This window comes from Aggregicoccus sp. 17bor-14 (genome assembly GCF_009659535.1).
Taxonomy (GTDB): Bacteria; Myxococcota; Myxococcia; order Myxococcales; family Myxococcaceae; genus Aggregicoccus.
Genome location: NZ_VJZZ01000016.1, coordinates 1 through 26,780, shown reverse-complemented (window position 1 = coordinate 26,780; position 26,780 = coordinate 1). Strand labels below are relative to the sequence as shown.

Annotated in this window: 24 protein-coding genes; 15 read left to right on the top strand and 9 right to left on the bottom strand. The window is 73.7% G+C overall.

Annotated features, from left to right (window positions below; genetic code table 11):
• Positions 1-7 precede the first annotated feature (7 nt).
• The 6 genes from FGE12_RS24895 to FGE12_RS24870 form a co-directional block, all read right to left on the bottom strand.
• On the bottom strand, positions 8-2,473 hold the full coding sequence (locus FGE12_RS24895) for an ABC transporter permease (protein ID WP_153869099.1): 2,466 nt from the start codon (positions 2,471-2,473) through the stop codon (positions 8-10).
• A 150-nt stretch (positions 2,474-2,623) separates the two neighbouring features.
• Positions 2,624-3,379, bottom strand: coding sequence for an ABC transporter ATP-binding protein (locus FGE12_RS24890; RefSeq protein ID WP_153869098.1), 756 nt, complete (start codon positions 3,377-3,379; stop codon positions 2,624-2,626).
• The gene (locus tag FGE12_RS24885; RefSeq protein ID WP_194798246.1) at positions 3,376-4,620 is read right to left on the bottom strand and encodes an HlyD family efflux transporter periplasmic adaptor subunit; all 1,245 of its coding nucleotides are present in this window, start codon (positions 4,618-4,620) and stop codon (positions 3,376-3,378) included. Before FGE12_RS24885 ends, FGE12_RS24890 begins: the two co-directional genes overlap by 4 nt.
• Before the next feature lie 189 nt (positions 4,621-4,809).
• Complete coding sequence (locus FGE12_RS24880) at positions 4,810-6,510, bottom strand: hypothetical protein (RefSeq protein WP_153869097.1); 1,701 nt, start codon at positions 6,508-6,510, stop codon at positions 4,810-4,812.
• Complete coding sequence (locus tag FGE12_RS24875; RefSeq protein ID WP_153869096.1) at positions 6,507-6,857, bottom strand: hypothetical protein; 351 nt, start codon at positions 6,855-6,857, stop codon at positions 6,507-6,509. Before FGE12_RS24875 ends, FGE12_RS24880 begins: the two co-directional genes overlap by 4 nt.
• A gap of 23 nt (positions 6,858-6,880) precedes the next feature.
• Positions 6,881-7,261, bottom strand: coding sequence for a hypothetical protein (locus FGE12_RS24870; RefSeq protein WP_153869095.1), 381 nt, complete (start codon positions 7,259-7,261; stop codon positions 6,881-6,883).
• 316 nt (positions 7,262-7,577) lie between these two features.
• Here FGE12_RS24870 and FGE12_RS24865 point away from each other — a divergent pair, with 316 nt between their 5' ends.
• Positions 7,578-8,978 carry a hypothetical protein gene (locus FGE12_RS24865; protein WP_153869094.1) on the top strand — a complete coding sequence of 467 codons (1,401 nt, stop codon included), beginning with the start codon at positions 7,578-7,580 and terminating at the stop codon, positions 8,976-8,978.
• A gap of 57 nt (positions 8,979-9,035) precedes the next feature.
• Here the strand turns inward: FGE12_RS24865 and FGE12_RS24860 are convergent, their stop codons facing one another.
• Positions 9,036-9,533 (bottom strand): transcriptional regulator, encoded by a 498-nt coding sequence (locus FGE12_RS24860; protein ID WP_153869093.1) that lies wholly within the window; start codon positions 9,531-9,533, stop codon positions 9,036-9,038.
• A gap of 704 nt (positions 9,534-10,237) precedes the next feature.
• On the opposite strand from FGE12_RS24860, the gene FGE12_RS24855 reads away from it, so the two are divergent.
• Positions 10,238-10,750: a hypothetical protein gene (locus FGE12_RS24855; protein WP_153869092.1), complete on the top strand. Its 513-nt coding sequence runs from the start codon at positions 10,238-10,240 to the stop codon at positions 10,748-10,750.
• Positions 10,751-10,778: 28 nt separating this feature from the next.
• Here FGE12_RS24855 and FGE12_RS24850 read toward each other — a convergent pair whose 3' ends face one another.
• Positions 10,779-12,530 carry a R3H domain-containing nucleic acid-binding protein gene (locus FGE12_RS24850; protein WP_153869091.1) on the bottom strand — a complete coding sequence of 584 codons (1,752 nt, stop codon included), beginning with the start codon at positions 12,528-12,530 and terminating at the stop codon, positions 10,779-10,781.
• 153 nt (positions 12,531-12,683) lie between these two features.
• Here FGE12_RS24850 and FGE12_RS24845 point away from each other — a divergent pair, with 153 nt between their 5' ends.
• Both FGE12_RS24845 and FGE12_RS24840 read left to right on the top strand, forming a co-directional pair.
• Entirely contained in the window at positions 12,684-14,231 is a 1,548-nt protein-coding gene (locus tag FGE12_RS24845; RefSeq protein WP_153869090.1) for an ATP-dependent DNA helicase RecQ, read from the top strand.
• Positions 14,232-14,418: 187 nt separating this feature from the next.
• Positions 14,419-15,774, top strand: coding sequence for a hypothetical protein (locus tag FGE12_RS24840; protein WP_228531079.1), 1,356 nt, complete (start codon positions 14,419-14,421; stop codon positions 15,772-15,774).
• A 4-nt stretch (positions 15,775-15,778) separates the two neighbouring features.
• Here the strand turns inward: FGE12_RS24840 and FGE12_RS24835 are convergent, their stop codons facing one another.
• Positions 15,779-16,705, bottom strand: coding sequence for a LysR family transcriptional regulator (locus FGE12_RS24835; protein WP_153869089.1), 927 nt, complete (start codon positions 16,703-16,705; stop codon positions 15,779-15,781).
• 131 nt (positions 16,706-16,836) lie between these two features.
• On the opposite strand from FGE12_RS24835, the gene FGE12_RS24830 reads away from it, so the two are divergent.
• From FGE12_RS24830 to FGE12_RS24780, 11 genes are all read left to right on the top strand, one after another.
• Positions 16,837-17,157: a rhodanese-like domain-containing protein gene (locus FGE12_RS24830; protein WP_153869088.1), complete on the top strand. Its 321-nt coding sequence runs from the start codon at positions 16,837-16,839 to the stop codon at positions 17,155-17,157.
• On the top strand, positions 17,154-17,660 hold the full coding sequence (locus tag FGE12_RS24825) for a DoxX family protein (RefSeq protein ID WP_153869087.1): 507 nt from the start codon (positions 17,154-17,156) through the stop codon (positions 17,658-17,660). The genes FGE12_RS24830 and FGE12_RS24825 overlap by 4 nt, the downstream gene beginning before the upstream one ends.
• A 48-nt stretch (positions 17,661-17,708) precedes the next feature.
• Positions 17,709-18,296, top strand: coding sequence for a TetR/AcrR family transcriptional regulator (locus tag FGE12_RS24820; protein ID WP_153869086.1), 588 nt, complete (start codon positions 17,709-17,711; stop codon positions 18,294-18,296).
• A gap of 39 nt (positions 18,297-18,335) precedes the next feature.
• Positions 18,336-19,568 carry an acetyl-CoA C-acetyltransferase gene (locus FGE12_RS24815; RefSeq protein WP_153869085.1) on the top strand — a complete coding sequence of 411 codons (1,233 nt, stop codon included), beginning with the start codon at positions 18,336-18,338 and terminating at the stop codon, positions 19,566-19,568.
• A 47-nt stretch (positions 19,569-19,615) separates the two neighbouring features.
• Positions 19,616-20,890, top strand: coding sequence for a beta-ketoacyl-ACP synthase II (fabF, locus tag FGE12_RS24810; protein WP_370459138.1), 1,275 nt, complete (start codon positions 19,616-19,618; stop codon positions 20,888-20,890).
• Between the two features lie 13 nt (positions 20,891-20,903).
• Positions 20,904-21,653, top strand: coding sequence for an enoyl-CoA hydratase (locus tag FGE12_RS24805; protein WP_153869084.1), 750 nt, complete (start codon positions 20,904-20,906; stop codon positions 21,651-21,653).
• 216 nt (positions 21,654-21,869) lie between these two features.
• Positions 21,870-22,118 carry a DUF2171 domain-containing protein gene (locus tag FGE12_RS24800; RefSeq protein ID WP_153869083.1) on the top strand — a complete coding sequence of 83 codons (249 nt, stop codon included), beginning with the start codon at positions 21,870-21,872 and terminating at the stop codon, positions 22,116-22,118.
• A 99-nt stretch (positions 22,119-22,217) separates the two neighbouring features.
• On the top strand, positions 22,218-22,991 hold the full coding sequence (locus tag FGE12_RS24795) for a hypothetical protein (protein ID WP_153869082.1): 774 nt from the start codon (positions 22,218-22,220) through the stop codon (positions 22,989-22,991).
• Positions 22,992-23,131: 140 nt separating this feature from the next.
• Positions 23,132-24,343, top strand: coding sequence for a c-type cytochrome (locus FGE12_RS24790; RefSeq protein WP_228531078.1), 1,212 nt, complete (start codon positions 23,132-23,134; stop codon positions 24,341-24,343).
• A gap of 28 nt (positions 24,344-24,371) precedes the next feature.
• On the top strand, positions 24,372-24,797 hold the full coding sequence (locus FGE12_RS24785; protein WP_153869081.1) for a hypothetical protein: 426 nt from the start codon (positions 24,372-24,374) through the stop codon (positions 24,795-24,797).
• A 424-nt stretch (positions 24,798-25,221) separates the two neighbouring features.
• Entirely contained in the window at positions 25,222-26,619 is a 1,398-nt protein-coding gene (locus tag FGE12_RS24780; RefSeq protein ID WP_153869080.1) for a hypothetical protein, read from the top strand.
• Positions 26,620-26,780 lie beyond the last annotated feature (161 nt).

Genomic DNA, 26,780 nt, shown 5'->3' with positions numbered 1-26,780 from the left:
TCCTTCTCTAGTCCGCGCGCAAGGACTCCATCGGGTCCACGCGCGTCGCGCGCCGCGCCGGCGCATCCAGCGCCACGAGCGCCGCGCCGCCCAGCACCACCACCACGGCGGCGTAGGTGAGCGGGTCTCCCGCGCCCACGCCGAAGAGCAGCCCCTGCAGCACCCGCGCGAGCGCGAGCGAGCCGGCGAGGCCGAGCAGCAGCCCCAGGCCCACCAGGCGCGCGCCCTCGCGCAGCACCATGCGCCGCACGCTCGCGCCGTCCGCGCCCAGCGCCATGCGCACCCCGAACTCCTGCGTGCGCTGGCTCACCGCGTACGCCATCACCCCGTAGATGCCCACCAGCGCGAGCGCGAGCGCGAGCAGCGAGAAGCCGCCCAGCAGGAAGGTCTGCAGCCGCGCCGGGGCGAGCGACTCGTCCAGGCTCGCCTCCAGCGTGGTGACGGAGGCGAGCGGCAAGGACGGGTCCAGCTCCGCGAGCGCGCCGCGCACGCCGGCGAGCGCCGCGCCCGGCTCGCCCTGCGTGCGCACGGTGAGGGTCATGGCGCGGAAGGCGTCCAGCGCCTGGGCCATGGGGACGTAGACCTCGAGCGGCACCTCCTCGCCCGGCCCCTGGGTGTGCGCGTCCTTGAGCACGCCCACCACCGTGAGCCGCGGGAAGCGCCCGCCCGGCAGGCGCGCGAGCACGTCCGGCGGGGCGAGCGACTCCGGGGGCCCCAGCCACAGCCGGCCGCCCACCGCGTCGCGGCCGGGGAAGAGCCGGCGCGCCGCCGTCTCGTTGAGCAGCACCACGCCGGGCGCGCCCGCCACGTCGCCTGCGCCGAAGGGGCGCCCGCGCACGAGCTGCATCCCCACCGCCTCGAGCGCCCCGCCCTCCACGCCGCGGTACATCACCGCCGGCACCTGCGAGAGGTCCGTGGGCAGGCTCGCGCCCTCCACCGTGCACAGGCGCAGGTTGTTGTGCGTGCTCAGGGGAGCGCCCGAGAGCGCGCCCACGGCCTGCACCCCGGGCAGCCCCGAGAGCCGCTGCAGCAGCTGCTGGCGGAAGGCCTGCACCTGCGCGGGCTCCTTGTAGCCACCCTCCGGCACGACGATGTCCGCCGTGAGCACGTGCGCAGGCACGAAGCCCAGGTCCACCCGGTGCAGCGCGTGGAAGGAGCGCAGCAGCAGCCCCGCGCCGCTCAGGAGCACGATGGCGAGCGCCACCTCCGCCACCACCAGCCCGCTGCGCAGCCGGTGCCGCCCGCCGCCGGCGAGCCCGCGGCCTCCCGCCTTCAGCGTCTCGGAGAGCTGCGGGCGGCTCACCGCGAGCGCCGGGGCGAGCCCGAAGAGCAGCGCCGTGGTGAGCGCGAGCGCGAAGGTGAAGAGCAGCACGCGCCCGTCCACGGAGGCCTCCGCGATGCCCGGCAGGTCCGCGGGCGCGAGCGCCCGCACGCCGTCCAGCGCCCAGGTGGCCACCAGCGCCCCCAGCACCGCGCCCGCGAGCGAGAGCAGCGCGCTCTCGGTGAGCAGCTGGCGCACCACGCGGGAGCGCGGGGCGCCCAGGGCCGCGCGCACCGCGAGCTCCCGGCTGCGCGCGGCGCCCCGGGCGAGCAGCAGGTTCGCCAGGTTCGCGCACGCGATGAGCAGCACGCAGCCCACCGCCCCCAGGAGCACCCACAGCTCGGTGCGCACGTCCTCGCCGCGCAGGCTGCGCAGCGGGCGCACGCTCGCGCCGGTGAGCGCGGACTCCTTGAAGTCCCGCGCGAGCCGCGCCGCCACCCCGTCCAGCTCCGCCTGCGCGCGCTCGAGGCTCGCTCCGGGGGCGAGCCTTCCCACCGCGCGGATGAAGTGGTTCGCGCGGCCCAGGCTCGCCGCGTCCAGCGAGAGCGGCAGCCACAGCTGGGTGTCCTTCGAGGGGTAGTCGAAGCCCGGCGGCATCACCCCCACCACCGTGAAGCTCTCGCCGTCCAGCTGCAGGCTCGCGCGGCCCAACGCGTCCGCGCGCCCGCCCAGGCGCCGGCGGAAGAAGGCGTCCGAGACCAGCACCACGTGGTCCTTGCCCGGCGTCTCCTCCTCCGGGGAGAAGGCGCGCCCGAGCCGCGGGCCCACGCCGAGCACCTGCGGGAGGTTCGCGGTGGTCACCGCCGCCTCCAGCTGCTCGGGCGCGGCGTCCGGCGCGGTGAGGTTGGGGCTCGCGCCCGCCCACGCCGCGAGCCCCGCGAGGCTGGGCGCCCCGTCGCGGTACGAGTGGTAGTCCGGCAGGCTGAGCGGGATGGAGTCCAGCCCGCGCGCCTTCATCGTGCTGCTCACGGAGACGAGCCGCGAGTCCTCGGGGTAGGGCAAGGGGCGCAGGAGCGCTGCGTCCACCGCGCTGAAGATGGCGGTGTTCGCGCCCAGCCCCAGCGCGAGGCTGAGCAGCGCCGCGAGCGCGAAGCCCGGGCTGCGGCGCAGCGTGCGCACGGCGTAGCGGAGGTCCTGCAGCAGCGCGTCCATCTCGGTGCTCTCTCCCCTCGGGTGATGCGGACAGACGGGTCCTGCGGGGGAGGCGCACGTCCCTCACCCCGACCCTCTGCCTCCACGAAGAAGGGAGAGGGAGGACACGGTTCCTCTCCGGAAGGGAAAGGATGGACCTGTTGCTCCCGCCTAGCGGGTGGCGCGCTCGTCCTGGACGATGCGGCCGTCGAAGAGGCTCACGGTGCGGGTGGCGACGCGCGCGTGCGCCGGGTCGTGCGTCACCATGCAGATGGTGGCGCCGCCCGCGTGCAGCTCCTGGAGGAGCTCCATCACGGCGTGGCCGTTCTTGGAGTCCAGGTTACCGGTGGGCTCGTCGGCGAGCAGCAGCAGCGGGTCGCCGGCGACGGCGCGCGCCACGGCCACGCGCTGCTGCTGACCGCCGGACAGCTGGCCGGGCATGTGGCGGGCGCGGTGGCTCATGCCCACGCGCTCGAGCGCCTTCTCCACGCGCTCCTTGCGCTCTTGCGCAGGCATGCCGCGGTAGGTGAGCGGCAGCTCCACGTTCTCGAAGACCGAGAGGTCGCCGATGAGGTTGAAGCTCTGGAAGATGAAGCCGATGTGCCGGTTGCGCACCAGGGCGCGGTCGGCAGCGGAGAGTTGCGCCACGCTCTTGCCGTCCAGCAGGTAGGTGCCGCGGCTGGCGGTGTCCAGCAGCCCCAGCACCGCGAGCAGGGTGGTCTTGCCCGAGCCCGAGGGACCCACGATGGCCACCCACTCGCCCGGGGTGACGGTGAGGTGCACGTCGGAGAGGGCGTGGGTCTCCACGTCCTCGGCCTCGAACACCTTCGTGATGCCCTCCAGCTGCAGCAGGTTCTTCGAGCCGCTGGTGGAGAGGCCTGCCGGAGTCACGGTCTGCACTGCGCCCACATTGGTCGTCGTCGTCATTTGAGCTTCACCCGCTCCGCGCTGTCCCACTGCGTCATGTCGGAGAGGACCACCTGGTCCCCTTCGCTGAGGCCCGCGAGGACCTCGATGGTGTTCACCGAGCTGCGGCCCAGGCGCACCTGGACCCGCTCGGCCTCGTCGCTGCCGCCCTGCATCCGGAACAGGCTCACCGTGGCGCCGCTCTGCGCGCCCGCCGGCCTGCCCACGTAGAGCACGTTGTTGAGGCGCTCCAGCTCCACGGTGCCCTCCACGGTGAGGTCGGGGCGCGCGCCGCGGGGCAGCTCACCCGGCAGGCTCACCTCGACGAGCACCGTGCCCTGGCTCGCGCTCGGCGCCACGCGGGCCACCGTGCCCTCGGCGATGCCGTTGCGCGTGTCCACCGCCACCTTCTGGCCCACCGCCACGTCGCGCGCCTGGGTCTCGGCGATGCGCAGCTCGGCCTTGAGGCGCTCGGGCTTGACCACCTTGGCGAGCAGCACGCCGGGGGTCACCCACTGGCCCAGCTGCAGGGGAAGCTCCTGGAGGATGCCGGTGTCGCCGGCGCGCACGTGCAGCCCGTCCACCTGCTTGCGGCGGAACTCCGCCACGGCGCGCAGGCGCTCGATCTGCCCCAGCTGCGCGGTGACGCGCTGGCGCTGGCTGTCGCGCAGCACGTCCACGCGGCGCTTCTCCAGGTCCAGGCGGGCCGTCATCTCCTCGGCCTTCTCGTTCGCCTGCTGCGCCTCGACCTCGGCGATGTAGTGCTTGTTGAGGAGGTTCTCGTTGTACGAGGCGCGCCGCTGCGCGTTGCTCGTCTCCGCCTTGAGCGTGGCCATGGCCGCTTCCGCGGTGTAGCCCTGGTTCGTCAGCTCGGTCTTGAGCGCCACCAGCTGCGCCTGCGCGTCCGCCAGCTCGCGCTCGGCCTGCAGCGCCTGCAGCTGCACGTCCGGGTTCGCCAGCTCGAGGATGACCGTGTCCGGCTTCACCTGGGCGCCGGGGCGCAGAAGGATCTTGTCCACGCGGCCCGGGGTGTCCGCGGTGAGCCAGCGCACATACTCGGGCACCAGCGTGCCCGGGCCCTTCACCTGGCGCACCATGGGGCCGCGCTTCACCGCGTCCACCCACACGCCGTCGCGCGGGACCGTGGGCGCCGCGGCGCGCAGCTTCGACAGCCCGAGCGTGATGGCCAGGAGGGCGACCACACCGACGGCCGCCAGGACGTAGGGCAGCTTCTTCTTCTTCTTGGGGCGGGGGATGTCCACGGGAAGGCCTAGAGCGAACTGCGTGCCACCGCTCTACGCACGGCCAAGAGGCCGATTTCCTTGCCGTGGCCTCATCTCTTTCCGCTGCGTTGCGCGGAGGCGGGAAAGGCGCGTCCCGCAAACGGACACCGGGCGGGGGTGGGGGCGGGGGCCCGGAACGGCCGTGGACGCCGCCCGCCCGCCTGCCCCTCAGGTCTCCAGCAGGAGCTGGAGCACGGCCTCGTCCTCCTCGGACTGCTGCACTGCGGGGTCCGCGTCGTCGCTGTCCCAGCCGTAGGGGGACTCGCCCGCGGGGGCCGCCCCGGTGGCCAGGCAGCGCAGCAGGCGCGGCGCCGCCCCCACGCCGTCCCCGTCCTCGTCCCGGTAGAACACCCGCCAGAGGAAGCGCGTGGGGTCCGTGTCCTCGCAGTCGTTGCCGCGCGCCGCGAGCACCGAGGGCGCCTCCGGCGCCGTGCCGATGCACTGCGCGGTGGGCGCCGGGTCCACCACCGTGTAGCCGTCCCCGTCCTGGTCGAGGAAGCCCGGGGTCACCGTGCGCCAGCGCGCGGCATCCTGTGCGGCGCAGTCGGTGGAGGAGGCTACGAAGCCCGCGGGCAGCGCGCCCGCGGTGCAGAAGGCCTGCGCCTCGCCCGCCCCCACGCCGTCCGCGTCCACGTCCGCAAAGCCGCTCAGCTGCACGAAGCGCTGGGCGTCCGCGTCGTCGCAGTCCGCGCCGCGCGATTGCGTCGCGTAGCCCGCGGGAAGGCTCGCGCCGCTGCACAGCGAGCCGGTCGCCGGCACCGTCGCCCCGTCGCCGTCCGCGTCGCGGTACGCGTAGGCGAGCACCTGGTAGCGCGCGGCGTCCGCGTCGTCGCAGTCATCCGGCCAGGGGGTGCCGCGCGAGTAGCCCTGCGGGTCGGTGTTGCCCACGCAGAAGGAGGCGGGCTCGGCGAGCGGCACGGTGCGTCCGTCGCCGTCCGCGTCGCCGAGCCGGTACTCGCGCTGCTCCCAGCGGCTGGAGTCCTGCGGCGCGCAGTCGTCGCTGCGGCGCGAGGAGTAGCGCGGCATCGCCACCCCCGCGCACACCTCGAAGCTCTCGCCCGAGCCCACCCCGTCGCCGTCCGGGTCCGGGAAGCCCGGCTGCATCGAGTAGACGCTCGGGTCCGCGTCGTTGCAGTCCAGGCCCTGCGCGCTCTCGCGGTAGCCTGCGGGCAGGTAGAAGCCCGAGCACACGCTGCCCTGCTGCGGCACGGTGGCGCCGTCGCCGTCCGCGTCGCGGTAGGCGTAGGGCAGCATCGTGTAGAGCGTGGCGTCGCGGGGCGCGCAGTCGCCGCCGGTGGCCACCATGTACGTGGGCGGCGGAGCGCTGCCGAGGCACATGGACATCGCGTAGTCATCGCCCACGCCGTCCCCGTCCAGGTCGAAGTAGAGCGGCACCTCGTGCCAGGCGGTCGCGTCGAAGTCGCTGCAGTCGTCCTCACCCCGCTGCGTGACGTAGCCCGTGGGCACCTGCGCGCCGATGCACAGCGTCTGCGCGTACGGCCGGGTGCGCCCGTCGCCGTCCCAGTCCTCGTAGACCGCCAGCTCGCGCCAGCGCGTGGCGTCGTAGGTCGCGCAGTCTCCGCCCGTGCTCACCCAGCCCTGCGGCAGCGCGGCGCCCGCGCACACCTGCTCGAGCGCGTCCGCACCCACGCCGTCGCCGTCCGCGTCGCGGTGGCCGGAGACGTACTGGAAGCGCGTGGCGTCGTCGTCCGCGCAGTCCGCGGTGGAGGGCACGCCGTCGTGGTCTGCGTCCACCACGACCGGCGGAGCCGGGGTGACCGGGGGCGTGGGCTTCACGGGCTCGGGGTCCGGTGAGCCGCCGCAGCCCGCGAGCGCGAGCAGGCCCGCGCAGAGGAGCGCTGCCCTCACGGCTTCACCCGGGTGAGGGCGCAGGACGGGAACTCCTCCGGCTCCGTGCCCGTGGTGGCCCCGCCCAGCTCCAGCTTGAACTTGCCCGGGCTCGCCATCGCCAGCAGCGCGAGCTTCTCGCAGCGCGTCGCGGAGGAGCTGAGGCTCTGGGTGTTTTCGTAGCCGCCGGCGAAGAAGCGCACCGTGCGGGGCGTGGCCTCTCCCTCGACGAGGCCCGTCACTTCGACGAACTGGCTCGGAGTGATGACGTAGCGGTCCACGGTGACGAAGACGAGCGGGAGCGTGGGCGTGGCGGCCGAGGCACCGAGGGCCGCGAGGGACAGGAGCGCGAAGACGAGGGGGCGCATGGGAGCTCGCGAGCGGTGGGGGGTTAGCGGCGGGTCAGCTTGCAGGCGACGAAGGGGAAGCTGCTGGAGGAACCCTCGGTGCGGACCTCGAGCAGGAACTGACCTGGCTTGTTCATGGCGATCAGCGCGAACCGGTCGCAGCGCTCGAAGGAGCGAGCCGTCTCGGTCGAGGTGGCGTTGCTTGTGTAGTAGGGGAAGGAGATCGTGGTGGGGTCGCTCGCGCCCACCTGCAGCCCCGTGACGACGACGCGATTCGGCCAGCCCTTCACCTCGTAGCTGTCCACGGTCTCGAAGACGTAGGCCGTGTTGAAGGTGGCATTAACGACGGTCTGGGGATGCGCCGCAGCAGGGACGAGCAGCGCGGCCACGGCGCAGGCCAGCAGGACGGGACGGCAGGAGATCATGGGGGCTCGGGGAGCGCGGGCGCGGGGGCAGTCCCGCGCGGCGCCGTGCTTTTTAGCTGCTGCGGCCTCTCCCCGTAAAGTTGGCAAGCCTCGAAAGGCCGGGAGGAGATCCAAAAGGGCCCCCACTCCGCAAGGAGAGGGCAGCGTGCGCGAGGAGGGCCGGCGCGCACCGATCGCCAGGGGCCCGCTCACGCCCGCCTGCCCTGACGCCCGCGTCGGGAAGGTGCAGCTCCTACCCGTGAAGGCTCGCGGGGTTGGCAGCGGCAGAGGCATTGCACACGGGTCCCGCGGCGTTCCTCCCGAGGAGAGACAACACATGAGGCAGTCGGTTCAGCAGCGGGTGGTCGGCGCAGTGGTGGCCTTTGCGGCGCTGGGGCTCGTGGCCTGCGGTGGCGGCGACGCCACGGTGCGCGGGCGCGTGAGCGATGGCGCGGGCACCCAGGCCCAGGGCGTGGTGCAGGCGCAGGGCGGCTTCGGCGGCAGCGGCACGGTGGCCGCCGCGAGCCAGGTGCGCGTGAGCAGCGTGGGCGCCGGCGGCGCGCTGCAGACGCAGGCCGAGGCGCAGGTCCAGGCCGAGGGGCGCTACGAGCTGAGCGTCCCTGCGGGCGAGGAGCGGCTCGTGCTGCAGGCGGTCGACGCCCGCGGCCAGGTGCTCGCCAGCGCGCTGCTGGAGACCAGCGGCAAGGCGGGTGACACCGTCACCGCGCCGCCCATGGACAGCGAGAGCTCGCTGGAGGCCGAGGTCTTCCTGCAGATGGTGAAGGACGGCGCGAAGGCCGAGGACACCGACACGGTGGACCTGCGCGCGCGCCTCGACGCGCGCATCGCGAAGGAGGTGCGCAAGGGCACCGCCGCGCAGGTGAGCGCGTGGCTGAAGGCGCTCGCCGAGAGCACCCGCGCCGCGCAGGAGGCGCGCGTGAAGGCGCTCGCCAAGGCGGGCGTGCAGACCGGCGGCGACGCGCTCTTCGAGGCGGAGCTCTCCGCCGCGGCGAAGCTGAACGCCTCGCTGGATGCGGGCAGCAACGTGGCGCAGGCCTACGAGACCTTCTACGCCGAGCTCGCGGCCGCCGTGCAGAAGGCCGGCGCCGAGGCCCAGGAGCAGGCGCAGAGCGAGAGCAGCGCGAGCGCCGCCTTCCGCGTCTCGCTCGAGGCGCAGCTGCCCTCGCAGGACGCGCAGCCCCTGGTGGACGCGGCCGTGCGCGCCGCCGGCTCGCTCGAGGCGCGCAGCTCCGGCGCCGCCATCTCCGCGCTGCTGCAGGCCGCGGGCGCCACCGACGCGGTGAAGACCCAGGCCGCCAACGCCGCGCTGCAGCTGCGCAGCCAGGTGGACAGCTCGGGCAGCGCCGGCGTCGCCGCGCAGGCCTTCTCCACCTTCAGCGCCACCATCGCCACCGACGCGAGCGTGCAGTCCACGGTGCTCGGCAACTTCCTCGGCGTGAACGCCGGCACCTCCGCGGGTGTCACCCTCGCGCTGCAGGCCGCGAGCAGCGCCGGCGCCGTGCTGGACAGCACCCTGGACATCGCCGCGAGCGGCGCGGTGAGCACGGCGGGCGGCGTGGACGCCACCGCGCTCGCCACCGGCACCGCGGACGCGTACGGCACCTTCGCCACCGGCCTGCGCAACCAGGCCTCGGTGCTCTCGGCCTTCGGCAGCAAGAGCACCCCGGCGATGGAGCTGCTCATCGTCGCCGAGGGCTCGTTCGCGGCCGGCAACTAGGCTCTTCGGCTTCCTGAGCGCGAGGGCCTCGGGGGCGCCCCCGGGGCCCTCGTCGTTTCAAGGGGTCGCGCTGAGGCGCCGCACCGGCGGTGAGGGGCGGTGCTCGAGCACCTGCAGGTAGGGCTCCACCACGCGCCACACGTGCAGCATCCCGGCGAAGTGACGCACCTGGTCCGTCGTGCAGAGCCCCGCACGCACGGCGCGGCCCAGGGCGTAGGCCGCCGTCGATTGGCCGAGCTCCTTCCGGCACCGGAAGAGGTCCACCACGGTTTTCGCCATCGAGTAGACGCGCACCGGGACGCCGCGGTGGGTGCGCTCCTCGATTCCCTGCGTCCACGCGAGCCCGCCGAAGCGCACCGTGCGCAGTGCGGGCTCCTCGATGCGAGGCCGCCGCGCCTTCTCGCCAATGGCGAACCATACCTGCGGCGGCTCCGGCTCCAGGCCGTGGAGGTAGAGCGCGGAGCGCAGGCAGACCACTCCCTGCGGAACACGCTTTGCCGCCACGGTGGTCGCATCGAAGAAGGTCGGGTAGCTCGCGTAGACCCCCGGCGCCACTCTCGTCAGCCCCCAGCGCACGTGCGCGAAGGGAATCCCGTACGGTGCCCAGTCCCTGCGGCGCAGCAGCCCCAAGCGCTCGCAGAGCTCGCTCGGTGCTGGGCGTGTGTCGCAGTCTTTGCGCGGCGTGAGTCGCTTGCTCCCCATCCCCACCCCTCCCCCAGCGGTGCACGATGCCCGGAGTGTCCGACACGTCGTCGCGAGGAGCCGTGCGGCCCGAGCCGACCGAGCGCAGTGGAGAGGAGCCGGTAGTTCTTTCAGCAAATCCCCCGACATCTCAGAACAGGAGCGCGCGACTTCGCGCCCGGAGGGGTGGGTCGGCAGCTGCGCGGGTCGGCCGCAGTGCGCGTCGCGAACAGCGCTCGTGGGAAAGACGGAACGAACGGTCGACTTCCGCCTGCGCCGAGCGCGCCGAGGCGTTGCCCTGCGATGCGCTCCGGGGGCGCACGGCGGCCATCCCATTTCCGCACGACCGTGCCGTGTCTTCGGACGCAGGGATGCGCGCTCCTGTTCTGAGATGTCGGGGGTTTTCCTGGAGAAGTTACTGCCTGCGCCTCCCCGGAGCGCGGCGCAGGGCAGCGCCCGTGCGCGCTCGACGCAGGCGAATCGAGCCTGTCCCATCCGGTCCTCCCTCCATGCGGGAGACGTGACAGTCTCTTGGGCGCGGCAGTGAAGCTCCGCGTGCGACGAGAGGATGGGCGGCGATGAGCGACGTCGTGACCCGGCTGGCAGAGACCATTGCGTGGTGTGCGCCGAGAGCCGTTGCCGCCCGGGCGGGAGAGACGACGCGCACGAAGGCGCTGATGCCTCCGCTGTTCGCGCAGGACGAGAACACGCAGCTCGATCTGCTGCTCGGCTCACCCCAGTGCAGCCTCGAGGCCGTGGACTTCATCGCCGCGCGCCGACGCGAGGCGCTGGAGCTCTCGAACGCCCCCACCCCACCGCTTCGGGAGCTCGCCGGTGGACGCGTGTTCGCGACCGACTTCGACACCGACCTCTGTGGCGCGGCCATCGTCCAGTCGAACGGCTTCCTCGACGACCTCGACATCCCGGGCTGGGACACCTGGTTCGCGCACGAGGTGCGTGGACGCTACGGCATCGTCTATGGCTGGGTGCCGCCGGCGCTGCTCACGCTGGCTGACCGCGGCTTCAACGTCATCCCCGTCAACACCGTCTGGTGGGTCAAGGCCGAGGACCTGCTGCGACTCCTGAGATAGCGCGCAGGACGCGAGGCAAAGGGAGCGCTCACACGTGCCGCTCGGAGACGTCCTCGTCATCCTCCGGCGCGTCGTCGTGGCCGTTGCCCGCGTCGTCCTCCTCGAGCGGCTCCTCGTCGTCGCCGCCCTCGCGCAGGTCGTCGGCGAGCAGCGCCTCGGGCTCCTCGTCCAGCGCGGGCTCGTGCGCGTCGTCCTGCGCTGCCACCACCCCCGAGCCCAGCGGGTAGATGACCAGGTGGCGCAAGGGCTCGCTGCCCAGGCTCACCGTCTCCAGGTGGTAGCGCGTCACCAGCTTGTGCTGCAGCTTGCGCAGGCGCGAGGGGCGCGGCGCGAGCGGCACGTTCACCCCTTCCGCGAGCACGCGCTGGATGGCGTGCTCCGCCTCCGCCACCGCGGCGCGCACCTCGTCCTGGTCCACGCCCTCGAGGATGTTGAGCGCCGACTTCAATGCGCGGCGGATCTCCGTGGCGCTGTTGCGCTTGATGGGCAGCACCCGCGCCCCGCTGCGCTCGGCCGCCTTGCGCAGGCGCGGCGCGTTCGCGCGGCTGCGCAGCGTGAGCACCAGGTCCGCGTTCTCCGGACGCCCCACGGCAATCGCCTCCACCGGCAGGTCGCGCAGCACGCGCTCGAGCAGCTCGCGGCTCACCGCGTGCGCCGCGATGCGCGTGGGCCCCGGCCGCAGCGCCCCGAAGGCGCCTCCGCCCGCGCCCGGTGCCGCGTGCTGCCCGTGGTGTCCCGGAGGCGTGGCCTCCACCACCTCGGGCGCCGCCTCCACGCGCACGCTGCCGCCCTCCTGCTGGCGCCGCTCCCCGCCCACCTCCGCGCCCGCGAGCAGCCGGTCCACCGCTCCGGCCGTGTCCCGGTGCACCAGCACCTCGTCGCGGCTCACCATCTCCACCACGATGTCGAAGGTCGGCGGCGCGCGCCGCTCGCTCACCGTCTTCTGCGTGCGCCGCCGCCGCGCCTCCTCGTCGCTCAGGGTCACCGTCTGCACCCCGCCCACCAGGTCCGAGAGCGTGGGGTTCAGCACCAGATTCTCCAGCGTGTTGCCGTGCGCCGTGGCCACCAACTGCACGCCGCGCTCGGCGATGGTGCGCGCGGCCGCCGCCTCCGCCGCGGTGCCGATCTCGTCCACCACGATGGCCTCGGGCATGTGGTTCTCCACCGCCTCGATCATCACGTCGTGCTGGCGGTCCGGCCGGCTCACCTGCATGCGGCGCGCACCGCCGATGCCCGGGTGCGGGATGTCGCCGTCGCCGCCGATCTCGTTGCTGGTGTCCACCACCATCACCCGCTTGCCCAGCGCGTCCGCGAGCACGCGCGCCACCTCGCGCAGCTTCGTCGTCTTGCCCACGCCGGGCCGCCCCAGCAGCAGCAGGTTCAGCCCCGAGTCCACCAGGTCGCGCAGCATGTCGATGGTGCCCAGGATGGCGCGCCCCACGCGCAGGGTGAGCCCCACCACGCGGCCCTGTCGGTTTCGGATGGCCGACACGCGGTGCAGCGTGCGCTCGATGCCGGCGCGGTTGTCCCCGCCCAGCTCCCCCACCCTTCCGAGCACCGCCTGCAGGTCCTCGGGCGTGACGGGCGCTTCGGAGAGGCGCTGCACCCCGCCCACCAGCCGCGCCTCGGGCGGGCGGCCCAGGTCCATCACCACCTCCAGCAGCTCCGCCTCGGGCAGCGCGTTCACGGCCGCCTGCAGCGGCGGAGGGAGCACCGCCACAAGCAGGGCGAAGTCCTCACTGCGGACGGCGGCGGCAGGGCTGGGCTGGGACTGTTCCATAGGGGCAACGATTATGGTGCGCCCGCCTGCCCTCGCGCGCACGGCTTCCGCCACGTGGGGAACGGGAACCCCTCCCGCCGGACGGGACTGCTCCTCCTGCCGCAGGGCAGGCGGGCGAGCGCGCGTCCTGCGCGCGTCCTTAGGTTCTCGTCCATGACGCCTCCCCTGGACCCCGAAGCCCTCTGGCCCGAGCTCGAGCGCGAGGCGCGCGAGCGCTTCGGCGTCGAGCAGTTCCGCCCCGGCCAGCGGGAGATCATGGAGGCGGTCATCGCCGGCAGGGACGTGCTGGGCGTGCTGCCCACCGGCGCCGGCAAGAGCCTCACCTTCCAGCTCCCCGCGCTCTTCGTGCCCGGCTCCACCGTGGTGGTGAGCCCGCTGCTCGCGCTGATGCACGACCAGAAGGAGCACCTCACCGAGCGCTTCGACCTGGACGCGGCGAAGCTCGACAGCACCCTGAGCGCGAGCGACGCGCGCGAGCTGCACACCGAGATCCGCCGCGGCGAGCACGAGTTCATCTACGTGACCCCCGAGCAGCTGGAGAACCCCGAGCGCCTCGCGCTGCTCAAGCGCGCGGACGTGAGCCTCTTCGTGGTGGACGAGGCGCACTGCGTCTCGCAGTGGGGCCACGACTTCCGCCCCGCCTACCTCGCGCTCGGCGACGCCATCCGCGCACTCGGCCGCCCGCGCGTGCTCGCCCTCACCGCGACGGCGACGCCCCAGGTGCGCGCGGACATCGTGAGCCAGCTGGGGCTGAAGGACCCCGAGGTGGTGAGCACCGGCATCCAGCGCGACAACCTCTTCCTCGAGGTGCAGCGCACCGTGAACCCGGAGCTCAAGCGCCAGAAGCTGCTCGAGCTGCTTCGCGAGGCGGACGGCAGCGCCATCGTGTACACGGCCACCGTGCGCCGCGCGGACGAGCTGTGGCGCTGGCTGCGCGCGCAAGGCGTGGAGGCCGGGCGCTACCACGGCAAGCTCAAGGCGGCCGAGCGCGAGGAGAGCCAGCGCCACTTCATGGACGGCACCACGCCGGTGGTGGTGGCGACCAAGGCCTTCGGCCTGGGCATCGACAAGCCGGACCTGCGGCTCGTGGTGCACTACCACTTCCCGGACTCGCTCGAGAGCTACTACCAGGAGGCGGGCCGCGCGGGGCGCGACGGCAACCCCGCGAAGGCCGCGCTGCTCTACCGGCTCGAGGACCGGCGCATCCAGAGCTTCTTCCTCGGCGGCAAGTACCCGCGCCGCGACGAGAGCCAGCAGCTGTACGCCGCCGCGCAGCGGCTGTGCGAGGGCAAGAAGAGCGTCGCGCTCAAGCGGCTCGCCGAGGCGAGCGGGCTCGGGGACAAGCGCGCGAAGGTGCTGGTGGCGCAGTTGGTGGCGGCCGGAGTGCTGGAGCGCGGAGCGCGGGGGCTGAAGCAGCTGCGCGCCTTCGAGCGCCCCGAGGAGCTGGACGCGTACCTCGGCGCCTACGAGGCCCGCCACCAGACCGACCGCGAGCGGCTGGAGGCGATGATGCGCTACGGCAGCTCCACCGCCTGCCGCTGGAAGCTGCTGGGCGAGTACTTCGACGAGCCGCGAGAGGGTGACTGCAACCACTGCGACAACTGCCGCGCGCGGGCCGAGGGCCACTTCGACTACGAGCCCCCGGGCAAGCGCCGCACGCCCGCGCCGCTCATCGACATCGCCGCGTCCCCGGCTGCCTGAGCCACCGCGTCCTCACCCTGACGCGCACGCGCTGAGCCGGTCGCTCGAGCGGCATGTCTTCGCGTCAGCCCGCGTTGGGAGCGCCGCTAGGAATCCGGTTCCCAATTTCCTCTGCTCGTCCGGTCACGCCTGTGTCACGCAGGGTGCGCTCAAAGCGCGCTCACGGAGGGGGACACAGATGGGGCGCATGAAGACGACGGGGGCGAGGCACATCGCCGCGATGACCGCAGCACTCGCACTCACGGCCTGTGGCACGACCGAGCCCGAGACTCAGCAGCCGGAGCCCGAGCAGCCCGCGCCGGTGACGGAGGGCTGCGTCGCGCTGCCCGAGCACTGGGTGACGGACAAGGGCGGGCACTGGGGCACGGACAAGAGCGACGAGCTGCTGGACGTGCTGGTGGCGCCCGGGGGCCGCCTCGTCTTCGCGGGCTACGAGCACGGCTCCCTGGACGCGAGCGTGCCGCCGGAGGGCGACGCGCTCGGGGTCATCTGGACGGTGGCGCCGGGGAGCCCCATCCCCACCTACCAGCTGCTGAACCTCCCCGGCTCGGCCGAGGTCGTCGAGGCACTCACGCTGCAGCCGGGCACGAACGCGCTGCACTTCGCCGCGCGTACCACGGGCGCCTTCCCGGGCTTCAAGTCGGGCGGGCGCTACGACGTGGTGGTGGGCGACGTGGGCCCGGACGGCAAGCTGCGCGTGCGCTACCAGGGGGGCAGCGAGCACCCGCAGCACCCCACCCGCCTCACCTTCGACCCGGCGGGAGACCTCGTGGTGGCCGGCTACGACGACGACACCATCGACGTGAACTACCTGGCGCGCGAGGAGGACCCCTTCGTGCTGAAGCTGCACGCGGGCGAGGACGGAGCGCTGCAGGCCTCCTGGTGGAACCACGACGACACGGACGGCTCGGATCAGGTGCTGGGACTCGGCGTGGGCAGTGACGGCGCGGTCTACGTGAGCGGTGGGGTGCTCTCGGGCGCGCAGGACGGGCCCTTCCTGCGCAAGCTGGACGCGCAGGGGCAGGCGCTGTGGAACCGGCGCGTGACGCCGACCGGCTTCGACATGATTGCCGCCGTGCACGTGCTGCCGGGCGGGGACCTGCTCGTGGCGGGCAGCACCTTCCACCAGCTGGGCGAGCATGCCTACGGGCAGCAGGATGCCTTCGTGCAGCGGCGGGACGGAGCCACGGGCGAGGTGCGCTGGACGACGCAGCTGGGCACGGACGACAGCGACTGGGTGACGGACCTGGCGGTGGACCCGGTGGACGGCTCCATCGTCGTGGTGGGCGAGACGCCCGGCACGTTCGACCCCGCGAAGCCCAACGCGGGGGAGTTCGACGTGTTCCTCGCGCGCCTCTCGGCGGACGGACAGGTGCGCGCCACGCAGCAGTGGGGCAGCGCCGGGGACGACCACCCGGCCGCCGTGGCCGTGGACCCCTGCGGCCGCGCCTTCATCGTGGGCTACACCACGGGCGACCTCGCGGGCCCCTCGCGCGGCAGCCGCGACGCCTTCGTGCTCTTCACCGAGACGACGCGGACCTGAGCCACTAGAGCGGCCTTCCCAGCCCTTTGCGAAAGCGCGCCGCGAGGAAGTCCACGAAGGCGCGCGCTCGCGCGGGCGTTCCCTGGCGCTCGGGTGTGAGGGCCCACACCGCGAGCTCGTCGATGCGGTAGTCGGGGAGTACCTCCTCGAGCGCGCCGCTCTCCAGCGCGTCCACCACGCCGAAGTGCGGCAGCACCGCGAGCCCCATCCCGGCGAGCGCCGCCATGCGCAGCACCTCGCCATTGTTGCTGGAGAAGCTGCTGGGCACCGGCACGTAGGCGGGCTCGCCGTCGCGCACGAAGCGCCACTCCTGGTGCGGCGCGTTCTGCGCGTAGCGCAGGCAGTGGTGCTGCGTGAGGTCCTCGGGCACCTCCGGGCGCGCGTGCTTCTGGAAGTAGCCGGGCGTGGCGCACGCCACCAGGCGGTCCATCGCGAGCCTGCGCGCGGCGAGGCTCGCCTCGGCCTGCAGCGGCCCCTTGCGCGCCACCCGCACCACCACGTCGTAGCCGCCGTGCAGCACATCCACCGGCGCGTCGTCCACGCTCAGCTCCACCTGCACCTGCGGGAACTCCTGCAGGAAGGCCCCTACCGCGGGAGCCAGGTAGCGCGCCCCGAGCACGCTCGGCGCATTCACCCGCAGCGTGCCGCGCGGCGCACCGCCGAGCCCCTGCGCGAGCGCTGCCGCCGCGTCCGCCTCCGCCGTGACGCGCGCGCAGCGCTGGTAGTAGGCGAGCCCCGCGTCCGTGAGGCTGAGCCGGCGCGTGGTGCGGTGCAGGAGCCGCACGCCCAGGTCCTCCTCCAGCGCCGCGAGCCTGCGGCTCACCGTGCTCTTGCGCATCCCGAGCCGCTCGGCGGCCGCCGTGAAGCTGCGCTCCTCCACCACGCGCGCGAAGAGCACCATCGAGACCACGTCGTCCACCTGCAGGGCCATGGCGCGGGATTGTTGCGCAGGCGGAACAGTGCGTCCATCCCGCGGGTCTCGTGCGCAGGGGGCCGCGGCAGTACCTCTTGGCTCAGCAGAGACGGCGGGCTCCTCCGCCGCTCTTCCCAAAGGCGGTCCCCATGTCGTCGCTGATCTCCCGAAACGAGCTCCACCAGAAGCTTCAGCGCGGCGAGCGCTTCGTGCTCGCCGAGGCCCTGCCCGAGCCCTACTTCCGCAAGGGCCACCTGCCCGGCGCCATCCAGCTCTCGCACGAGACGCCCGACGTGGCGCGGCTCGGCAGCCCCGACACCGAGGTCGTCGTGTACTGCGCGAGCCTCACCTGCCAGAACTCGCACGTCGCGGCCGAGCGCCTGCGCGCCCTCGGCTTCCGGGACGTGAAGGTGTACGCGGGCGGCAAGCAGGACTGGGCGGACGCCGGCCTTCCCCTGGTGCGGTCATGAGCGGCCTCCTCCGGACGGAAGGGGGGCTCGCGCCCACGGCGACTCCGAGCGTGCGCGCGGCGCTGCAGCGGCTGCTCGCCACCGGGGATGACCCGGTGGCCCTGGGCCTGCGCCTCACCCTGGGCCTCGTCATGCTCCCGCACGGCCTGCAGAAGACGCTGGGCGGGTTCGGCGGCTACGGCTTCGAGGGCACCATGGGCTTCTTCACCGGGACGATGCACATCCCGTGGCCCTTCGCGCTCGCGGCGATCCTCGCCGAGTCCCTGGGCGCGCTCGCGCTGGTGCTCGGGCTGGGCGGCCGGGCGGCGGCGCTGGGCATCGCCGTCAACATGGCGGTGGCCGCGCTCACCTCGCACCTGGACAACGGGTTCTTCATGAACTGGTTCGGCAACCAGAAGGGCGAGGGCTTCGAGTACCACCTGCTGGCCATCGGCATCGCGCTCGCGGTGGTGGTGCGAGGCAGCGGCCGGTGGTCGCTCGACCGGTGGCTCGCCCGCAGTTGACCGGCCAGTTGCAAATCCGGATGATGGTCATAATATGATGCTCATCATATGAGCCCGACCCGGACGGAACAGAAGGAGCGCACGCGCGAGGACATCCTCGCCTCCGCGGTGCGCCGGCTGCGCGAGCACGGCATCGGTGGGGCGAGCGTGGCCGAGGTCATGAAGGGCGCGGGCCTCACGGTGGGCGGCTTCTACGCCCACTTCGACTCGAAGGACTCGCTCGTCGCCCAGGGGCTGCACAGCTGCATGACCCAGATGCGCGACGTGATGCGCGCGCACCTGGGGCCGGGCCGGGGCGCGGAGGCGCTGGCTCCCCTGCTGCGCAAGTACCTCTCCCCTGCCCACCGCGACCGCCCGGACCTCGGCTGCCCGGTGCCCTCGGTGCTGAGCGAGCTGCCCCAGGCGGGTGCGCCGGTGAAGGAGTCCTTCGCCGCCGAGATGGAGGCGCACCTGGCCGTGCTGGACGAGCACCTGGAGGGCCGCGCCCCGCGCCGCCGCCGGCTCGGGCTGGCCACGCTCGCGCTCATGTACGGCGGGCTCTCGCTCTCTCGCGCGCTGCGCGGCACGCCGCTGTCCGAGGAGGTCCTCGAGGCCTGCCGCGACTTCGCGCGCGATGCGCTCGGCTCGGAGCGCTGAAGCGGCCATCACACGGGTCACACGAAGGGGGAACGCGTCATGGGCAAGGCAGTGATTCTGGAGGCAGTGCGCACCCCGCGCGGGCGGGGCAAGGTGGGCAAGGGCGCGCTCTCGGGGCTGCACCCGCAGGAGCTGCTCGCGCAGGCGATGAACGGTCTCGTCGAGCGCACGGGCGTGGCGCCTGCGGACGTGGAGGACGTGGTCGCGGGCTGCGTCTCGCAGGTGGGCGAGCAGGGGGCGAACCTCGCGCGCAACGCGGTGCTCGCCGCGGGCTGGCCGCAGGAGGTCACCGGCGTCACCCTCAACCGCTTCTGCGGCTCGGGGCTGCAGGCGGTGGCCACGGCGGCGTACGGCGTGGCCTCGGGCTTCCAGCACCTGGTGCTCGCCGGCGGCGTGGAGAGCATGAGCCGCGTGCCGATGAGCTCGGACGGCGGCGGGCAGGACGGCGGCAACGTGCGGCTGCGCGAGCGCGTGTTCCAGGTGCCGCAGGGCATCAGCGCGGACCTCATCGCCACGCGCGAGGGCTTCAGCCGCGCCGAGCTCGACGCCTTCGCGCTGCGCTCGCACCAGCGCGCGGCGCAGGCGATGGAGCGCGGGCTCTTCACCCGCTCGCTCGTGCCGGTGAAGGACCCCGCCACGGGGAGCGTCGTGCTCTCGCGCGACGAGCTGCCGCGCCCCGACACCACGCTGGAGAAGCTCGCCGCCCTGCCCGCCTCCTTCGTCGAGCCGGGGCGCACGCGCGTGCCCGACGGGCGCACCCTGGACGAGGTGGCGCTCGCCGCCTACCCGGACGCGCGCGCCCTCCAGCACCTGCACACCGCCGGCAACTCGAGCCCCCTCACCGACGGCGCGGCCGCGGTGCTGCTCGCCTCGGAGGACTACGCGCGTGCCCACGGCCTGCGCCCGCGCGCCCACGTGCGCGCCATCGCCACGGCGGGCGCCGAGCCCCTGCTCATGCTCACCGCGCCCGCCCCCGCGAGCCGCCGCGCGCTGCAGCAGGCCGGCATGCAGGTGGGGGACATCGATCTCTGGGAGATCAACGAGGCCTTCAGCGCCGTGCCGCTGGAGACGATGCGCCGGCTGGGGCTGGACCCCGAGCGGGTGAACGTGAACGGCGGCGCCATCGCGCTCGGCCATCCGCTGGGCGCCACCGGCGCGATGCTGCTGGGCACCGTGCTCGACGAGCTGGAGCGCCGCGACCTCGCCACCGGCCTCGTCACCCTGTGCATCAGCGGCGGCCAGGCCGTCGCGATGATCGTCGAGCGCAGCTGAAAGACCGAAGCTGAGAACCTGAAACCCGCAGTCGCTGGAGTCACACCGTGAAGACGCAGGGCGTGCGCAGGACCGTCGAGCTGAGGCGGGTGGTGGTCACCGGGATGGGCCTGCTCACCCCCTGTGGCACGGGTGTGGAGAAGAGCTGGAGCGCGCTGGTGCAGGGCCGCAGCGGCGTGGGGCCCATCACCCTCTTCGACGCGAGCCGCCTGGACACGCGCATCGCCGGCGAGGTGCGCGACTTCACTCCCGAGGACTTCATCGAGAAGCGCGAGCTGCGGCGCATGGACCGCTTCGCGCAGCTCGCGGTCGCCGCGAGCGACCTCGCGATGGCGGACGCGAAGCTCACGGTGACGCCGCAGCTCGCCCCGCGCGCGGCCTGCATCATCGGCACGGGCATCGGCGGCATCGCGAGCCTGGAGGAGACGTACCGCAAGGCGCTGGAGAAGGGGCCGGACCGGGTGAGCCCCTTCTTCATCCTGCAGATGATCCCCAACATGGCCGCGGGCTACGTGTCCATGCGCCACGGCCTCAAGGGCCCGAGCTGGAGCCCGGCGAGCGCGTGCAGCACCAGCGCGCACGCGCTCGGCGAGGCGATGCGCGGCATCCAGCGCGGCGACTACGACGTGGCGCTCGCGGGCGGGGCGGAGGCGCCGGTGTGCCTCCTGGGCGTCGCGGGCTTCAACGCGATGAAGGCGCTCAGCACCCGCAACGAGGACCCCGCCGGCGCGAGCCGCCCCTTCGACCAGGACCGCGACGGCTTCGTCATCGCAGAAGGCTCAGGCGTGATGGTGCTCGAGTCGCTCGAGCACGCGCAGGCGCGCGGGGCGCGCATCTACGCGGAGCTCGTGGGCTACGGCGCCTCCTCGGACGCGAACCACCCCACCAGCCCCGCCCCCGCGCACGAGGGCGGGCAGCGCGCGATGCGGCTCGCGCTCGAGGACGCGGGACTGCGCCCCCAGGACATCGGCTACCTCAACGCGCACGGCACCGGCACGGACATCGGGGACGCGCTGGAGGCGGAGGCCATCGAGGCGGTGTTCGGCGAGCGCGGCGGCTCGCTCGCCGTCTCCTCGACCAAGAGCATGACGGGCCACATGAACGGCGCTGCGGGCGCGGCGGAGGCGATCATCAGCGTGCTCGCCCTCACCCGCGGCGTGCTCCCGCCGACGCTCAACCTCGAGAGGCAGGACCCGCGCGTGCGGCTGGACCTCGTCCCGCAGCGGGCGCGCGAGGTGCGCGTGGACGCGGTGATGAGCAACTCCTTCGGCTTCGGAGGCACCAACGCGTCGCTGGTGTTCGGGCGCGCCCCGCAGCTGTAAGGTGCGCCGCACCATGTCCGACACGCTCCAGACCCGCACCGAGGGTGGCGTCCTGCACGTCACCTTCAACCGTCCCGAGAAGAAGAACGCCTTCACGCACGCCATGTACACGCGCGGCGCGGAGGCGCTGGAGGCGGCCGCCACGGACGCGGCCGTGCGCGTGGTGCGGCTCGCGGGCGCGGGCGGCAGCTTCACCGCGGGCAACGACCTGGGCGACTTCCTCGAGAACCCGCCCACGGGCGAGGACAGCGCGGTGTTCCGCTTCCTGCGCGCCCTCATCGCGCTGGACAAGCCGGTGGTGGCGGGCGTGGAGGGCGCGGCGGTGGGCATCGGCACCACGATGCTCCTGCACTGCGACTACGTGGCCGCGAGCGAGAAGGCCCGCTTCGCCATGCCCTTCGTGAACCTGGGCCTCGTGCCCGAGGCGGCGAGCAGCCTGCTGCTGCCCCAGCTCGCGGGCGGCGTGCTGGCGAGCGAGCTGCTCATGTTCGGCGAGCCCTTCGACGCGGCGACGGCGCTGCGCGCGGGCATCGTGAACCGGGTGCTCGCCCCGGACGCGCTGGAGGCCCACGTGGCCGAGCGGGCCGCCGCGCTCGCGCAGAAGCCCGCCCAGGCGCTGCAGCTGACCAAGCGCCTGATGCGCGCCCCCCAGCGCGAGGCCGTGCAGGCCACCCTGCGCCGCGAAGGCGCCGAGTTCGTCCAGCGCCTCGGCTCGGACGAGGCGCGCGAGGCCTTCATGGCCTTCATGTCCCGCAAGAAGTAGTCCGCTTCCGGATTCTGTTCCCGCGCCGCGTTGCCCTCCGGTCCAACGGGAGGGTGCGCGCGCCGAGCATGCCCGCCCTGCAGCGCAGCGCTCTGTGTCGCAGTGCGTACAACGCGCTGCACACGGCGTGGGCCGGGGACATGTTTGGCGGGGGGCCTACCCTCGCGCTCGACGGTCGGGCGCGAACTTCCTCAGGCCCCGGGCAAGGAGGAGGCAATGTTCGACCGTTCCGAGATCCGGGAGGGGATGACGGTTCGCACCATCGACGGGCACAAGCTGGGGCACGTGCTGTCGGTGCGCGGCGAAGAGCTCATCGTGGAGAAGGGTCTCTTCCGTCACAAGGACTTCGCCGTCAGCTTGGAGGATGTGCGCGAGGTGGCCCACGGCGAGGTGTACCTGAGCCACGGCCCCGACAGCCTCTTCGCCGCGCCGAAGCCCATCGAGCCGCCCGAGAAGCACCACTAGGCGACCTCCGCCACACCCAGGGCGCTGGCAGAGGCCGTGCACTGCTCCCAGGCAGCACCCCACCTTCGCGGTGGGGTGCGTGTCCGCGTGGAGTCAGCCATGTCCAGCCCTCGACCCTTCCGCGGCCCCCGGGCCGCACCCCACCCCTCCTCTCCCCCGCGCTGCGGCCTCGCCGCCACGGGGGTCCCCCTGAGCGCCCTGCTGCTGCTGCTAGCCCTCCCGGCCCGCGCGCAGGACACCTGCCCCGAGGCTCCCGAGCACCCGGGCGCTCCCCTGCCCACCCGCGCCCTGAGCGAGCGCGTGCGCTGCCTCGAGGCGCAGGGGCGGCTGGAGGAGGTGGTGCCCCTGCTGCAGCGGCTCGCCGCGGCGCCGGCGGCCAGCGTGCGCGAGCGCGCCTACCTGCACCTGTACCGGCTCGGCCAGGAGGTGGCGCTGCCCGCCGAGGGCGAGGTGGGAGAGCTCACCCCCGCGCCCGGCTGCCCCCGCGGCCTGTGGGTGGACCGCTACGCCTGGACCGAGTCCGGGGTGGAGGGCAGCGGCGCGCTGCTCTTCGGCCTGGTGCCGGATGTGGATGCGGGCACCGACGTGGACGGGGAGCCCGCCCCGGTGGAGACGGGCCGCCCGGACGACAGGGTGAGCGAGGTGGGCGGGGCGCTGGACCTCCTGGTGAGCAGCACGGCGCGGCAGGGGCCGGCGGCGCAGGTGCGCGGCGAGGACACGCAGTGCACGGTGGTGGTGGCGGACGCGTGCAGCGGGCGGGTGGCGGTGGTGTGCGAGGACCGCAGCGGCCTGCCCCCGTCCGAGGAGGACGTGGCGCTGCCCTTCCCCCTGCCCCCGGAGCGCCTCGAGGTGAAGGAGTTCCTCCTCCCTTAGTCCGAGTGCGCCGCCCCCTTTTCCCTGAGAGGAAGGCGAGCCCCCGTCACGCCCCGGTCACGCCTCGGGGGGCATAAGCCCCGTCACGGTGTGCGTGGGGCGCGGGGGGCGCTCCGGCACGCCGGGTAACGGGGGGAGTCTTGAAGCTCAAGAAGGTGCTGACCTATGGCGCGGCCGTGCTCGCGCTCGGCCTGGGTGGCGGGCTGGCCGCGCTGCTGTCCATCTCGAGCCGTCCGGTGGAGGCGCCGCTGCCGCCCATCGTGGCGGACCGCTCCGCGGAGGGCGTGGCACGCGGCGCCGCCATCTTCCATGCGAGCTGCGAGGGCTGCCACCGCGGCGCGGACAGCACACGCGCCTCGGGTGCGCACCTGGTGGAGGTGCCCGCCTTCCTGGGCGCCTTCTACTCGGCGAACGTCACCTCGCACCCCACGGCGGGCATCGGCCGCGCGACGGACGCGCAGGTGGCGCGCACCATCCGCTACGGCGTGAACCGCCGCGACGCGCTGACGGTGATGCCGGCGCACGCGATGGGCGATGCGGACCTCGCGGCGCTGCTGGGCTTCCTGCGCTCGGAGGACCCGCTCTTCGCGCCGGACCCCACGCTGCAGCCGCCCAGCCGCTTGAGCTTCGTGGGCCGGCTCATCTTCGCGGTGAGCACGGGCGGCAAGGCGCCGGCGCTCCCGGCGAAGGGCATCCCGGTCCCGGCGAAGGCGAACACGGTGGAGTACGGGCACTACCTCGCGCACGCGGTGCTCGACTGCGCGGACTGCCACAGCCCGGGCTTCGACCCGGCCAAGGCGAACGGCCCGAAGGCGCTCACGGGCGGCTTCGAGTTCGTGGACTCCGCGAGCAAGCCGGTGTTCTCGCCCAACCTCACGCCGGACGGCGCCACGGGGATTGGCGAGTGGACGCTCGCGCACTTCAGCCGCGCGCTGAAGGACGGGGTGAAGCCGGACGGCAGCGCCATCCGCGGGCCCATGCCGCGCTTCCGCGGCTTCGACGACGTGGAGATCGCCGCCCTCTTCACCTACCTGCGCAGCCTGCCGAAGCAGCAGGGCGAGCACCCCGCGAGCCGCCCCGTGGAGGCCCCGCCGCGCACGCTGGACCCCGCGCAGCTCTACGCGCAGCTGGGCTGCCAGGGCTGCCATGCGCCCGGCGCGCGCAACCACGAGAACCTGGTGCGCGCGGCCCGCACGCACCCGCCCGAGCGCATCGCCGAGTGGATCCGCGAGCCGCAGCGCTTCCTGCCCGGCACCAGCATGCCCAGCTTCGGCAGCCGCATCGACCCGGAGCAGGCGCTGGTGCTCGCGCAGTGGCTGAAGCAGGAGCACGGGAGCGCGGCGCGCCCGTAGCGCGCACAGGCCTGCAATGAGGAAGAGCATGGAGAACAGCGCGGAGGTGGAGCGGGCGGTGCGCGCCGCCGTGCGCGAGGAGCTCGCCCCGGCCGTGCGCGAGCTGGTGCGCGCGCTGCGCAGGCTGGGGCAGGCGCCTGCGTCGGAGCCGCGCCGGCGGGGGCGCGCGCGGCAGGCCACGGCGGGCGAGACCGCGACGCAGCCGCGACCTCAGGCAGTGCCGCTCCCGGCGGCCGCGGCGAAGGCCCGCGCAGGCTCGCGGCCCGCGGCGTCCGCCGCCGTGCGCGGCCAGCGCAGCTGCTCCATCCGCGGCTGCGGCAGGCCGCGCTTCAGCGCCGGCTTCTGCGCGGGGCACTACGCCACCTGCGTGCAGCTCGAGCGCGAGGGGCGCAGGCCCAAGGCGTGGGTGGCCCACGCGCGCAGCGGCTCGCTGCCGGAGCTGAAGGAGCGCTAGCCGCAGCGCCCGGCCTCCCGCGCGAGCGGAGTGCGCCGCTGTGTCCAGTCGCCGGGGATTCCCGGGTCCACGGCCCTTGCCGCTTCCTTCCCCCGTGCCCAGGGTGGCCGCACTCGGGACGCGGGGGCGTGCGATGCGCGGGAGCCGGCTGTCGGTCGTGGTGCTGGGTGTGCTGCTCGGAGCAGCGTGTGGTCCGACGGCTGAGGGGCCCGAGGATCCCATCGTCGAGACGCCCCCTCCCGACGCCCCACCCGCGACGCCGCCAGCGCAGCCCCTTCCCCCGTCCAAACCTGAGACAGCCGAGCAGCCCGAGGCAGCCGCCCGCACCTGCGACCCGGCGAGGCTGGCGCTCTCGGTACGGGAGAGCTGTGAGCACCAGTTCGCGTGCGACTCCACGACGGGGAACTGGGTGGACACGGGGCGCGTGCGTGACGACGGAGCCCCCTGCCGCGTACGCGAGTGCCACGCGGGGACGTGCCGCGCGGGCGTCTGCGTGGATGCGCCCGTGCTCGATGGCACCGTGTGCCGCGACGCCGCCAACTGTCAGGGGCCCGCCACCTGCCGTGAGGGCGTGTGTGTGCCGCCGCCAGAGCGCCCCCTTCCTGGCAGCCTCGTGCAGGGCGGGTATTGGCACGCGGAGGCGGGGGCACACCGCGGCGCCGGCCGCTTCACGGTGCAGTCGGGCGGCTACAGCTGGTCGCAGTTCGACACCTTCTCCGCCGGGGACGACGCCGCTCGGATGGGCGCGACCTCCTACGACGCCTCCACCTTCGGACAGGGCCTCACGCTGCAGGAGCGCAGCCTCTTCTTCTCCCCGGGCGGAGACTGGCTCACCGTCGTCGATCCCGCGCAGCTCCTCGCGCAAGGGACCCAGTGGGTGGGCACGCTGCTAGGCCTCTCGCTCGAAGGCCGGGATGTCTCGTTCAAGCTCTCGGAGCCGGCCTCCCTCGGGGGAGACCGGGTCCTCTTTGCCGCGGAGAGCTCCAAGGGTGGCACCTGGCTGCTCGCGCTCGACGTGTCCGCCGAGGGCGTGAGCCTGGCGTGGCGCGAGCAGCTCCCGGGCTTCGCGCGCGGCAGTCCCATCGCGGATGCGCAGGGCAACGCCTACCTGCTCCTCACCCCTCCGGGTGCCTCCCGCACCGGGCCCGGCACGCTGCGCAGCGTTGACCGCTCGGGCGCACTGCGCTGGCAGCAGGACGCCACGACTGCGCCCGTGGCGGTGGCGGGCGAGGCACTCGTCCTCGAGGGCGGCGAGGTGCTCGCGCCGGAGACGGGCGCGCTGCGCTTCGTGCTGCGCGAGCCGGATGGCACCCGCGCCGCACCGACGGCCGGCACCTTCATCGACACCGCGAGCGGCCGCATCACCCGCGCGGTCCCTGGACGGCTCGAGCGCTTCGACCTGGGCAACGGACTGCTGCGGCGGCGCATCCCGGTGCCGGGCCCCGCCGTGAGCGAAGGCGTACTGCTCGAGGGCGGCGGCTGGGCCCAGGTGCGCACCGCGCGCTTCGACGCTCACATCAACGACTGGTACGGCTACGAGTCCGGCCGCGCGGATGCGTGCGTGGACGTCGTCACGCCAGACGGAGAGCTGCTGTCCTACGACCTTCCGGTGAGCGATGACTCTTTCTATTACTGCTACGTGAAGGCCGCCTCGTTCACGGATGGCACGGTGCTGCTGGAGTGGAACGCGGGCGCGGACTTCGTGAACCTGTGGCGCTTCTCCGTGCCGGGGCTCGTGCCGCTGCGCAGCGGGTGGAGCTCCGTGCACGGGAACACCGCCTGGCAGCGCGCGCCGGCGGAGGTGGAGCCGGGGATGCCCTAGTCGGCGGCCCCCTTCCCTCACCCCGTCCCTCTCCCCCTGGGCAGGGCAAACGCATCTCGCGGGAGGTAATAACAAGCGGTTAGCTGTTGGCGGGGGATGGGAAAAGAAGCAGCCGGCCAGCTTGTCGTCCGTCTCATCCTCCGCCACTTCGCGGGCCTCAG

Bases quoted from the DNA above. Each gene is read 5' to 3' on its own strand.
- FGE12_RS24895 (WP_153869099.1), bottom strand. From the start codon at position 2,473: ATGGACGCGCTGCTGCAGGACCTCCGCTACGCCGTGCGCACGCTGCGC.
- FGE12_RS24890 (WP_153869098.1), bottom strand. From the start codon at position 3,379: ATGACGACGACGACCAATGTGGGCGCAGTGCAGACCGTGACTCCGGCA.
- FGE12_RS24875 (WP_153869096.1), bottom strand. From the start codon at position 6,857: ATGCGCCCCCTCGTCTTCGCGCTCCTGTCCCTCGCGGCCCTCGGTGCC.
- FGE12_RS24870 (WP_153869095.1), bottom strand. From the start codon at position 7,261: ATGATCTCCTGCCGTCCCGTCCTGCTGGCCTGCGCCGTGGCCGCGCTG.
- FGE12_RS24865 (WP_153869094.1), top strand. From the start codon at position 7,578: ATGAGGCAGTCGGTTCAGCAGCGGGTGGTCGGCGCAGTGGTGGCCTTT.
- FGE12_RS24855 (WP_153869092.1), top strand. From the start codon at position 10,238: ATGAGCGACGTCGTGACCCGGCTGGCAGAGACCATTGCGTGGTGTGCG.
- FGE12_RS24850 (WP_153869091.1), bottom strand. From the start codon at position 12,530: ATGGAACAGTCCCAGCCCAGCCCTGCCGCCGCCGTCCGCAGTGAGGAC.
- FGE12_RS24845 (WP_153869090.1), top strand. From the start codon at position 12,684: ATGACGCCTCCCCTGGACCCCGAAGCCCTCTGGCCCGAGCTCGAGCGC.
- FGE12_RS24840 (WP_228531079.1), top strand. From the start codon at position 14,419: ATGAAGACGACGGGGGCGAGGCACATCGCCGCGATGACCGCAGCACTC.
- FGE12_RS24835 (WP_153869089.1), bottom strand. From the start codon at position 16,705: ATGGCCCTGCAGGTGGACGACGTGGTCTCGATGGTGCTCTTCGCGCGC.
- FGE12_RS24830 (WP_153869088.1), top strand. From the start codon at position 16,837: ATGTCGTCGCTGATCTCCCGAAACGAGCTCCACCAGAAGCTTCAGCGC.
- FGE12_RS24825 (WP_153869087.1), top strand. From the start codon at position 17,154: ATGAGCGGCCTCCTCCGGACGGAAGGGGGGCTCGCGCCCACGGCGACT.
- FGE12_RS24820 (WP_153869086.1), top strand. From the start codon at position 17,709: ATGAGCCCGACCCGGACGGAACAGAAGGAGCGCACGCGCGAGGACATC.
- FGE12_RS24815 (WP_153869085.1), top strand. From the start codon at position 18,336: ATGGGCAAGGCAGTGATTCTGGAGGCAGTGCGCACCCCGCGCGGGCGG.
- FGE12_RS24805 (WP_153869084.1), top strand. From the start codon at position 20,904: ATGTCCGACACGCTCCAGACCCGCACCGAGGGTGGCGTCCTGCACGTC.
- FGE12_RS24800 (WP_153869083.1), top strand. From the start codon at position 21,870: ATGTTCGACCGTTCCGAGATCCGGGAGGGGATGACGGTTCGCACCATC.
- FGE12_RS24795 (WP_153869082.1), top strand. From the start codon at position 22,218: ATGTCCAGCCCTCGACCCTTCCGCGGCCCCCGGGCCGCACCCCACCCC.
- FGE12_RS24785 (WP_153869081.1), top strand. From the start codon at position 24,372: ATGGAGAACAGCGCGGAGGTGGAGCGGGCGGTGCGCGCCGCCGTGCGC.